This is a genomic window from Sphingomonas sp., assembly GCF_050725575.1.
Classification (GTDB): domain Bacteria; phylum Pseudomonadota; class Alphaproteobacteria; order Sphingomonadales; family Sphingomonadaceae; genus Sphingomonas.
Genome location: NZ_JBOHHW010000056.1, coordinates 24,881 through 34,805, shown reverse-complemented (window position 1 = coordinate 34,805; position 9,925 = coordinate 24,881). Strand labels below are relative to the sequence as shown.

At 63.4% G+C, this 9,925-nt stretch carries 11 protein-coding genes; 7 read left to right on the top strand and 4 right to left on the bottom strand.

Annotation, left to right across the window (positions count from 1 at the left end; all coding sequences use genetic code 11):
* Positions 1 to 135: helix-turn-helix domain-containing protein (locus tag ACRECS_RS23950; protein WP_431585480.1), on the bottom strand; the 135-nt coding region annotated here is incomplete at its 3' end.
* Between the two features lie 154 nt (positions 136 to 289).
* Between ACRECS_RS23950 and ACRECS_RS23945 the strand changes: the two genes are divergently transcribed.
* From ACRECS_RS23945 to ACRECS_RS23925, 5 genes are read left to right on the top strand one after another with little or no spacing between them, the layout of a single operon-like run.
* On the top strand, positions 290 to 718 hold the full coding sequence (locus ACRECS_RS23945; protein ID WP_431585479.1) for an acyl-CoA thioesterase: 429 nt from the start codon (positions 290 to 292) through the stop codon (positions 716 to 718).
* A 4-nt stretch (positions 719 to 722) separates the two neighbouring features.
* Positions 723 to 2,222, top strand: coding sequence for an MmgE/PrpD family protein (locus tag ACRECS_RS23940; protein WP_431585478.1), 1,500 nt, complete (start codon positions 723 to 725; stop codon positions 2,220 to 2,222).
* An 11-nt stretch (positions 2,223 to 2,233) separates the two neighbouring features.
* Positions 2,234 to 3,391, top strand: coding sequence for a bifunctional 2-methylcitrate synthase/citrate synthase (gene prpC / locus ACRECS_RS23935; RefSeq protein WP_431585477.1), 1,158 nt, complete (start codon positions 2,234 to 2,236; stop codon positions 3,389 to 3,391).
* A 10-nt stretch (positions 3,392 to 3,401) separates the two neighbouring features.
* A complete protein-coding gene (gene prpB / locus ACRECS_RS23930) occupies positions 3,402 to 4,322 on the top strand; it encodes a methylisocitrate lyase (RefSeq protein ID WP_431585476.1) in 921 nt (306 codons plus the stop codon).
* Positions 4,323 to 4,325: 3 nt separating this feature from the next.
* The gene (locus ACRECS_RS23925) at positions 4,326 to 4,985 is read left to right on the top strand and encodes an epoxyqueuosine reductase QueH (RefSeq protein WP_431585475.1); all 660 of its coding nucleotides are present in this window, start codon (positions 4,326 to 4,328) and stop codon (positions 4,983 to 4,985) included.
* A 391-nt stretch (positions 4,986 to 5,376) separates the two neighbouring features.
* On the opposite strand, the gene ACRECS_RS23920 is transcribed toward ACRECS_RS23925, so the two are convergent.
* Both ACRECS_RS23920 and ACRECS_RS23915 read right to left on the bottom strand, forming a co-directional pair.
* Positions 5,377 to 5,838 (bottom strand): acyl-CoA thioesterase, encoded by a 462-nt coding sequence (locus tag ACRECS_RS23920; RefSeq protein ID WP_431585474.1) that lies wholly within the window; start codon positions 5,836 to 5,838, stop codon positions 5,377 to 5,379.
* Positions 5,835 to 6,143 carry a hypothetical protein gene (locus ACRECS_RS23915; RefSeq protein ID WP_431585473.1) on the bottom strand — a complete coding sequence of 103 codons (309 nt, stop codon included), beginning with the start codon at positions 6,141 to 6,143 and terminating at the stop codon, positions 5,835 to 5,837. Before ACRECS_RS23915 ends, ACRECS_RS23920 begins: the two co-directional genes overlap by 4 nt.
* 238 nt (positions 6,144 to 6,381) lie before the next feature.
* Here ACRECS_RS23915 and ACRECS_RS23910 point away from each other — a divergent pair, with 238 nt between their 5' ends.
* On the top strand, positions 6,382 to 8,190 hold the full coding sequence (locus ACRECS_RS23910; RefSeq protein ID WP_431585472.1) for a DUF885 domain-containing protein: 1,809 nt from the start codon (positions 6,382 to 6,384) through the stop codon (positions 8,188 to 8,190).
* A gap of 512 nt (positions 8,191 to 8,702) precedes the next feature.
* On the opposite strand, the gene ACRECS_RS23905 is transcribed toward ACRECS_RS23910, so the two are convergent.
* The gene (locus ACRECS_RS23905; protein ID WP_431585471.1) at positions 8,703 to 9,329 is read right to left on the bottom strand and encodes a TetR/AcrR family transcriptional regulator; all 627 of its coding nucleotides are present in this window, start codon (positions 9,327 to 9,329) and stop codon (positions 8,703 to 8,705) included.
* A gap of 106 nt (positions 9,330 to 9,435) precedes the next feature.
* On the opposite strand from ACRECS_RS23905, the gene ACRECS_RS23900 reads away from it, so the two are divergent.
* Complete coding sequence (locus ACRECS_RS23900; RefSeq protein WP_431585470.1) at positions 9,436 to 9,924, top strand: DinB family protein; 489 nt, start codon at positions 9,436 to 9,438, stop codon at positions 9,922 to 9,924.
* The last annotated feature ends 1 nt before the right edge of the window (position 9,925 follow it).

Below are 9,925 nucleotides of genomic sequence, written 5' to 3'. Positions count from 1 at the left end.
CAGCACCGGCACGGTGAGCGGACGCTGATTTTGTTCGAGTTGGCTCAGATAACTGGTCGAGATATCGAGCGTCTGGGCAAGCGCCGCCTGAGTCAGCTTGCGTTCCTCGCGCAGCCGCCGCAGCCGTACGCCCATAAAGGCCTTGCTCATTGCGCTGCTACTTTACAAACTTTGCAAATCCGCATGTTTTTGTCCACATAGTCACACTATTTCAGTCATTCCCGCGACTCTATTTATGTGAATATTGCAAACCCAACGTGCCGGCAAGCGGCGCGTTCGGGAAATGACGATGCACACTGCACCGAAGCACGATCCGCTGATCAACGCCCCGCCGGGCGACACGCGCTTCGTGGAAATGATCTTTCCCGAACAGGCCAATCATTACGGTACCCTGTTCGGCGGCACCGCGCTGAGCCTGATGGGCAAGGCCGCGTTCGTCGCTGCGAGCCGCCATGCGCGCTGCGCGGTGGTGATGGCGGCGTCGGACAAGGTCGAATTCCACACACCGGTCGCGGTCGGCCAGCTGGTCGAGCTGGCGGCGCAGGTCATCCGGGTTGGTCGCACCTCGATGACCGTCGATGTCGCCGTCATCGTCGAGACGCTGACCACTGGCGAGCGCCGCCCGGCGATGCGCGGCCAGTTCGAAATGGTCGCGGTCGATGCCGGCGGCGGGCCGGTGCCGATCGATCCCCAACCCCGTTCACCACAGAAAGCCTGACTCCATGAAGCTGCACGACGTCCGTACCTACAAGTCCGCCGAGCCCCTGGCGCGCGAGGACCAGCTCGCCTGGAAACTGGCTGCAGTCGCGACGGATCCGGTGGCGGTGGAGCCCGACGTGGTCGAGATGATCGGCAACCGCATCATCGACAATGCCGCGGTGGCCGCCGCCTCGATCGGCCGCCGCCCGATCCGCTCGGCGCGGGCACAGGCGCTTGGCCATCGCAAGACGAGCGGCGCGCTGCTGTTCGGGCTCGACGGCGCTGTGCAGGTCAGCCCCGAATGGGCGGCCTGGGCCAATGGCGTCGCGGTGCGCGAGCTCGACTTTCACGACACGTTTCTTGCCGCGGACTATAGCCACCCCGGCGACAATATTCCGCCGATCCTCGCGGTGGCGCAGGCCAAGGGGCTCGACGGTGCAGCGCTGGTGCGCGGGCTGGCCGCCGGCTACGAGATCCAGGTCGATCTGGTGAAGGGCATTTGCCTGCACGAGCACAAGATCGATCATATCGCGCATCTGGGGCCAAGCGCTGCGGGCGGGATCGGCGCGCTGCTCGGCCTGTCGACCAAGATCACCTATCAGGCGATCCAGCAGGCGCTGCACACCACCACCACCACGCGCCAGTCGCGCAAGGGCGAGATCTCGACCTGGAAGGCCTATGCCCCGGCATTTGCGGGCAAGCTGGCGATCGAGGCGGTCGACCGGGCGATGCGCGGCGAAGGTGCGCCGTCGCCGGCCTATGAGGGCGAGGATGGCTTTATCGCCTGGCTGCTGTCCGGCCCGGCACATGTCTATCAGGTGCCGCTGCCGATCGCGGGCGAGCCGAAGCGTGCGATCCTCGACACCTATACCAAGGAATATTCCGCAGAATATCAGAGCCAGGCGCTGATCGATCTCGCCAAGCGCATGGGGCCGAAGATCGGCGACCTGAGCCAGATCGCCAGCATCCTGATCAAGACCAGCCATCACACCCATTATGTGATCGGCACCGGCGCCGAGGATCCGCAGAAAATGGATCCCAAGGCGAGCCGCGAAACGCTTGACCACTCGATCATGTATATCTTCGCGGTCGCGCTGCAGGATGGCGGCTGGCACCATGAGAAGAGCTATGCGCCCGAACGCGCGCAGCGCCCCGACACGGTCGAATTGTGGCACAAGATCACCACTGAGGAAGATCCGGCCTGGACCGCGCGTTACCATGCCAAGGGGCCGCAAAAGGCGTTTGGCGGCAAGGTGATCGTCAAGCTGAAGAACGGCCAGTCGGTCATCGATGAACTTGGCGTCGCCGATGCCCACCCGGCCGGCGCGCGGCCCTTCGCCCGGCCCAATTATATCGAGAAGTTCCGCGCTTTGGCGGACGGGATCGTCGCGACCGCCGAGCAGGAGCGGTTCCTCGCGGTGGTCGAGCAGCTGCCGACGCTCGATGCGGCGGGCGTCGCCGGCCTGAACTTCACCGTCGATGCCGACCGGCTCGGCCCCGATGCACCCCCCGGCATCTTTTGAGGACCATGATCATGGGAGAGACGTTCAAGCCGAAGAAATCGGTGGCGCTGTCCGGCGTTACCGCCGGTAACACTGCCTTATGCACCGTCGGGAAGACCGGCAACGATCTTCACTATCGCGGCTACGACATATTGGATCTGGCCGAGACCAGCGAGTTCGAGGAGGTCGCTCATCTCCTGGTCCATGGCACCTTGCCGACCGCATCGCAGCTCGCCGCGTACAAGGCCAAGCTGCGCGCGCTGCGCGGCCTGCCGCGATCGGTCAAGGAAGCGCTGGAGGCAATCCCTGCGGCGGCGCATCCGATGGATGTGATGCGCTCCGGCGTGTCCGCGCTGGGCTGCGTGCTGCCGGAGACGCATGACCATAACCTGCCCGACACGCGTGACATCGCCGACCGGCTGATGGCCTCGCTCGGGTCGATGCTGCTCTATTGGTATCACTATGCCCAGCATGGCCGGCGGATCGAGGTCGAGACCGATGACGACAGCATTGGCGGACATTTCCTGCATCTGCTGCACGGCAAGGCGCCGTCCGACAGTTTCGTGCGGGCAATGCACACCTCGCTGATCCTTTATGCCGAGCATGAGTTCAACGCATCGACCTTTGCCGCGCGGGTGATCGCCGGGACCGGGTCGGACATCTACTCCTGCATCGCCGGCGCGATCGGCGCGCTGCGTGGCCCCAAACATGGCGGCGCCAACGAAGTCGCGTTCGAAATCCAGAAACGCTATGCGACGCCCGATGAGGCGGAGGCCGATATCCGCCGCCGCGTCGAGGCGAAGGAAGTGGTGATCGGCTTCGGACATCCGGTCTATACCGTGTCCGACCCGCGCAATGTCGTGATCAAGCGTGTGGCGAAGGCATTGGCCGACGAAGCGGGATCCGTCCGCCAATATGCCATTGCCGAGCGGATCGAGCAGGTGATGATGGACGCCAAGTCGATGTTCCCCAATCTCGACTGGTTCAGCGCAGTCTCCTATCATCTGATGGGCGTGCCGACCGCGATGTTCACGCCCTTGTTCGTGATCGCACGCACCTCCGGCTGGGCGGCGCATGTCGTCGAGCAGCGCATCGACAACAAGATCATCCGTCCTTCGGCCCATTATACCGGCCCGGAAAATCTCGCTTTCGTGCCGCTCGCGGCGCGCGGCGAGAGCGTGACGGCATAGAGGAAGACGCATGCCCTATCTGATTGCAGACGAACTGCCGCAGGAATCGGCCGGGAAGCGGTTCCGCGCCCTGCTCGAGCGGCCGGAGATCCTCCAGCTGCCCGGCGCGCATAATGGCCATGCCGCGCTGCAGGCGAAAGCCGCCGGATTCGAGGCGCTGTATCTGTCGGGCGCAGCGATGACCGCAAGCATGGGCTTGCCCGACCTCGGCATCATCACCGTCGATGAGGTCGCCTTCTTCATCCGCCAGATCGCCCGCTCCGCCGCCCTGCCGCTGCTCGTCGATGGCGACACCGGCTATGGCGAAGTGCTCAACGTGATGCACATGGTCCGCACTTTCGAGGAAGCGGGCGCCGGTGCAGTACATCTCGAGGACCAGATCCTGCCCAAGAAATGTGGGCACCTCAACGGCAAGAAACTGGCCGAGCCGCATGATGTCGCGGCGAAGGTTGCGGCGGCGAAAAGGGCCAGCCGCGACCTGGTGATCGTCGCGCGTACCGATGCGGCGGGGGTCGAGGGCTTCGACGCCGCGGTGGCGCGCGCGAAACTCTATGTCGAGGCGGGGGCGGACGCGATCTTCCCTGAGGCGCTCAACACGCGCGAGATGTTTACCGCCTTCGCTAGTGCAATACCGGGCGTGAAGCTGCTCGCCAACATGACCGAGTTCGGCAAGACGCCCTTCTTCACTGCGGCCGAGTTTGCGGAGATGGGCTATCGCATGGTGATCTGGCCGGTATCCTCGCTACGCGTCGCCAACAAGGCGCAAGGCAAGCTTTATGCGGCGATCGCCCGCGATGGCGGGGCACACAAGATGGTCGACGAGATGCAGACTCGGGCCGAGCTTTACGACGTGATCGGCCTGCATGAGTATGAAGCGCTCGATGCCTCGATCGTAAAGACCATTGTCCCCGAAGCGATGCCGCAAGGCTGAGCCATGACCGATATCGACCGCCCCATTCTCACCCCGCCCGACGGACAGAAAAAAGTCCTGCTGCACAGTTGCTGCGCGCCCTGTTCGGGCGAAGTGATGGAAGCGATGACGGCAAGCGGCATCGATTACACGATCTTCTTCTACAATCCGAACATCCACCCGAAGGAGGAATATCTCCTCCGCAAGGACGAGAATATCCGCTTTGCCGAACAGCATGGCGTGCCGTTCGTCGATGCCGATTACGACGCGGTGAACTGGTTCAAACGCGCCAAAGGCATGGAATGGGAGCCCGAGCGCGGACTGCGCTGCACCATGTGTTTCGACATGCGCTTCGAACGCACTGCGCTTCATGCACATGAGCATGGCTTTCCGGTGATCACCTCGTCGCTCGGCATTTCGCGCTGGAAGGACATGGCGCAAATCAATGAAAGCGGGGAACGCGCGGCGGCCCGGTATCCCGACCTGGCCTATTGGACCTTCAACTGGCGCAAGGGCGGCGGTGCGTCGCGGATGATCGAGATTTCCAAGCGCGAGCAATTCTATCAGCAGGAATATTGCGGCTGCATCTATTCGCTCCGCGACAGCAATGCGCACCGCGTTGCCAGCGGGCGCGCGGAAATCCGCATCGGCGAACTGTTTTACGGCAATGGTGAGTCTTCATAGCGCGGATGTGCTGGCTGTTCCTGGCTGTTATTTCGCAGAAAACATTTTTGCTGGCTGTTATGTTGGACTTTGAGAGAGGGTTTATGGCCTATTCTCAAAGACTTGGATAAGAGCTGGCTGTTACCGGATAACAGCCAGCTAACAGCCAGCTAACAGCCAGCTAACAGCCAGCTAACAGCCAGGTATCAGCCAGCGAACAGCGAACGACGCTGGCTGTTCCGATCGAAACAGCCAGCGCAGAATCGTTCAACATTTCCAGTCATGTCAAAGAGCGTGCCGGTACAAGTCCGGCAAGGGGAGGCATGCCCGATCCCGCGTGACGGTTGAATCGCCGCCCGGGGGCGGGGCAGGGGACACTATGGACACCCGGTTGTTCGATATGGATTGGCCGCTAGCCGAGCGCGGCCGATTCCGCGGCGCGCAGCCCGAGCATCTCCGGGCGTGGCGCGATCGCGCGCCAATGCGCCGCCGGTTCCGCAACCAGTTGCCGTGCCGACAGGTCGAGCAGGGCCATGACGGTCTTGACCTCAGCCGCGAGAACGCCGGCGCGCGTCCGGAACTCATATGATGCGGTGAAGGTCTTGCCGGCGGAGAAGTGCAGCGTGCAGCTGATCGAGACTTCATCGCCCGCCCGCAACTCGGCCAGGAACCTGATATTCGTCTCAAGATTGACCGGTCCGATCCCCGGCCCGACCCCCGGCCTGATCATCGCATCGATATCGATGCCCGCGGCGCGCAGGCATTCCCACAGCGCCTGGTTGGCATAATCGAGATAAGCCGACCCGGTCAGATGCCCCTGAGCATCGATCTCGAACATGCGCACGGTCAGGCTGGTGCGGAATGGTTCGGTCATTCGCGCCCCGCCTGTTCCGCGACCCAGTCGTGCGAGCGCGCGGTCAAATATCGCAGCCCGTCATCCGCGACTCTGATCCAGCCGCCGCGCGACCAGGCTCCGGCCAGTTGCGGTGCAAAACCATGTTTGCGCAGCAGCGCGCTGGCCTGAACCCGGGTCAGGCCGCGATCGGCCCATTCGCCCAGCGCGGCGAGGTGGCGGGCGGTAGAATCGTCAACCGGTCTTGCTTCGATTGCGCGCGCGAGCATGTCGAAGCCGCGACCGATATGCCGAAGGGCTGCTGCGATTTCCCGAGTCTCATCCATGATTATATTGTAGAGTGATTGATAACGATCGTAAATCGATTCTTGAGAGGGTGACGGTGGCGATGCGCTTGCTCGCGAACCCGAAAATCTCATCGCGACCAGCCGGCAACCGGATCGGTCAGTGGTACCGGAAAGGTCGGGTCCCGGCGCTTTTGGGGTGGCCGCATCGGCAGACATCTCCATAATGCCGGCGAACCATTCAAATGGTCGATCGGGTCAATCGTCACGGAGGCATCACATGCAGCGTCGTCAATTTATCGCCGGCGCTGCCGCCGCCACGGTTGCGGCAGGGCTCCCGGCGCGGGCCATGGCGGCGCGGGCGAAGGGTGACGCGGCGTTGCGCGCGATGCTCGATCGCTTTTTCTATGGGCGACTCAATGAATCGCCCGAACAGGCAACGCGGCTGGGACTGGATTCTGGCGCCCGCGCCGCGCTGAAAGCGAAGCTGGGTGACGAATCCGCCACTGGTCAGGCACGCGAGCTGAAACGAGCCAAGGCGGAGCTTGCCGAGCTCGGCGCGTTCGATACCAATGGCCTGTCACCGGCAGCGAAGCTCGATCACGAGATCGTGACCTATCAGCTGACCCGGGCGATCGCCGGTGCGGAGAAATTCCCTTATGGCAGCGGTCTTGGCCGCTTCGCGCCTTATGTGCTGAGCCAGCTCACCGGGCCGTACCGCGATATCCCCGACTTTCTCGAATCGCAGGCGCGGGTGCGCGATGCGGCGGAGGCGGACGCCTATCTTGCGCGGCTCGAGGCGTTTCCGAAGAGCATCGACGACAGCACCGATCGCCAGCGCACCGACGCAAGCCGCAACATCTTCGCGCCGGACTATATCCTCGACACGACCCTGAAACAGCTCGGCAGCGCGATGGAGCGCCCGGCCGAGCAGACCGTGATGGTCGCGACCTTTGCGGCCAAGCTGAAGACTGCGAACCTGCCGGCCGATCGCGTCGCCCGCGCGACAGCGATCGTGCACGACAAGGTGTTTCCGGCACTTGAACGTCAGCGCGCATTGGTCACCGAGTTGCGCGCCAAGGCAGTGCATGACGCCGGATGCTGGCGGCTGCCCGATGGCGATGCCTATTATGCGGCGGCCGCCGAAGCGGCGACCACCGTGCCGATGAGCGGTGACGAGATCCACCGCCTCGGCCTGGCGCAGGTCGCGGAGATCAGTGCGCGGATCGACGGCATCTTGAAGACGCAGGGGATGACGCAGGGCACGGTCGGGCAAAGGCTGGTGGCGTTGAACGAGCGGCCCGATCAGCTTTACCCCAACACCGATCCCGGGCGCGACGCGCTGCTCGCGCAGCTCAACCGGCAGATTATCGCCATGCAGGCGCGCTTGCCCGAAGTGTTTGCGAGCTTCCCCAAGGCACCGGTCGAGGTGCGCCGCGTGCCGCCGACGATTCAGGCCGGCGCGCCGGGCGGCTATTACGAGAATGCCTCGCTCGATGGCTCGCGGCCGGCGATCTATTACATCAATCTGCGCGACACGTTCGACCGGCCCAAATTCGGCCTGGCGACGCTGACGCATCACGAAGCGGTGCCGGGCCATCATCTGCAGGTCACGCTGGCGCTGGAAAGCGACGATATCCCCCTGATCCGCAGACGCGGCTTCTTCAGCGGCTATTCGGAAGGCTGGGCGCTTTATTCGGAGCAGCTCGCCGACGAGATGGGCATGTATGAAGGCGATCCGCTGGGGCAGGTCGGCTATCTCCAATCGCTGCTGTTCCGCGCGACGCGGCTGGTGGTCGACAGCGGCATGCATGCCAAGCGCTGGAGCCGCGAACAGGCGACCGATCATCTGATCGCGACCACCGGCATCGCGCGGGGGCGGAGCCAGGGCGAGATTGATCGCTACACGGTCTGGCCGGGTCAGGCGTGCAGCTACAAGATCGGGCATACCGCGTGGGAACGGCTGCGCGATGCGGCGAAGGCGCGCCCGGGTTTCGACCTGAAGGAGTTTCATGCGGTGCTGTTGCAGGGGGCGATGCCGCTGGCGGTGCTTGACCGGGTGGTGCGGGCGCGTTGGGGGATTGCGTGAAGAGGTTGGGGTGCGCCATCGCCTGCCATCCCCGCTTTCGCGGGGATGGCAGGGGGGCTATCTGTCGCGATACGGTGCCATTCTTTCCCTAACCGGCCATCTGAAGATGGCGATTTTGGCTGCTTGCGGACAGACCGGTCTCGAGCGTGACAGCCTATGGGGCAACACCTGGGCCGACTCTTGAGGATGTGTATCGAGGGGGCTAGGAAGGCCCAATGCAGGGGGGCCTTGAAGCATGCCAGAACACGTACCAGTCGAACAGATTTCCGCTGCACCGTCTCCCGATGCGAAACGCAAACCCTGGACGACGCCGCAGGTCATGACCTCGCAATGGCGGGAAACCAACAAGTCGACCTCCCCGAACGAGAACACTATCGGTTCCATCTTTCACTTCGGGCCGTCCTGACTCGAACGGGACTTGCTGAAACCTCTCTCGCTGCCCGCCATATGCGAACGTAGAGTCATCTGACTCCGGCAGCAGGTCCGGTAAGGCGGGTCGTTTACGGTCCATCTCACTCCCGCAGATATCGAACGATCAGCCGCGTAGCCTCATCGACCAGCGTCGCGACGGCGTCATCGGAGGCGATGTCGGGGCGGTGCAGCACCGCCATATGCGTCAGCGCCTCGATCGAGGTGACGCAGACAAAGGCGGCGAGCTCGGGATCGACGATGCGCAGTTCATCGCGGTGTGCTTCGAGATAGGTGCGGAACAGCGCATAATTGTCGCGGCTGAAGGTCTCGACATTTTCCAGCTGTCCCACGCGCGGGATCTGCTCGGCGATGACGCGGTGCAGCCTGGGGTCGATGCGGTGCGCCTCGATCGCGATCGCGACCAGGCTGTGCACCGCCTGCTCGACCGGTAGCGTCGCCAGTTCCGCCAGTGCGCCGCGCACGACGCGCATCGTTTGCTGGTTGTGGCGTTCGATGACGGCGGCGACGAGCGCCTCCTTGCTCGGATAATATTGGTAGAGCGAGCCGATGCTGACGCCGGCTTCCTCGGCGATGCGGTTGGTGCTCGCCTTGTCGAATCCGTCGCGGACCAGAATGCGAGCCGTCGCCTCGATCAGCGCATCGACGGTCGCGCGCGATCGCTCCTGAGAGGCGGTTTTCCGGGGGTTTACGAGCGGCTTGCGGGCCAAGTCCAGTGCTCCATCGGCATGCGAGTAGACAATTATGAGCGATAGCTCGCATTATGTCCATCCGCACCGAGAACGACAAATTTCCCCCGGACTGAAAGGCATAGAGATGCTCACCTGCCCCTATCGCACATTGATGCGCTACAAGCGCTGGTCGACCGATGGCCTGAACGCGGTCCTTGCGGACAACATGGATCGCTTCGACGAGCCGCATCAGATCCTGATCCTGCGCGTGCTCGATCATATCCAGACGGTCGACGAGATTTTCAGCCATAATCTCGAAGGGCGGGGTCACGATTATGCCGTGCCGCGCTCGGCGGTGCTGCCGTCGTTCGAGACACTGGTCGACAAGGCCAGGTCGATCGGCGCCTGGTATGTCGATTATACCGATCGCCTCACGCCGGACATGGTCGATGAGGTGATCGATTTCAGCTTCTCGAACGGGGCGCCGGCACGGATGACGCGCGGCGAAATGATCCTGCATGTCGCGTCGCATGGTGCCGGGCATCGCGGCAATATCGGGGCGCTGCTGCAGATCAACGGCATTCAGCCCAACCCGGACCGGATCACCGATTTCCTGGAAGCCGAGCGCGCCTGAT